At 44.8% G+C, this 362-nt stretch carries 1 protein-coding gene; it reads left to right on the forward strand.

The annotated features are described in order from the left end of the window. On the forward strand, positions 1-362 hold a 362-nt coding region (locus tag A3775_RS11925), incomplete at both ends, for a tandem-95 repeat protein (RefSeq protein WP_156481608.1).

The following is a 362-nucleotide window of genomic DNA, read 5'->3' on the forward strand; positions in this document are numbered from 1 at the left end:
TGTAACTTACACCCCCAACCCCAACTTTAACGGGACTGACAACTTCACCTACACCGTCAAAGATAACCAAGGTGCAATTTCTCAACCTGCGACTGTCACCGTCACCGTTAACCCAGTCAATGATGAACCAGTCGCTAAACATGACACCATTACTACTAATGAAGACACCAACATCATCATTCCTATCCTCGAAAATGATGAAGATGTCGATGGTAATGACACCATTAACCCCAACAGTGTCGTCATCGAGACTCAACCCAGCAATGGTAACGTCACAATTAACAATGATGGAACTGTAACTTACACCCCCAACCCCAACTTTAACGGGACTGACAACTTCACCTACACCGTCAAAGATAACC

Origin of the sequence: Anabaena sp. 4-3 (assembly GCF_001597745.1) — a bacterium.
Taxonomy (GTDB): Bacteria; Cyanobacteriota; Cyanobacteriia; order Cyanobacteriales; family Nostocaceae; genus Trichormus.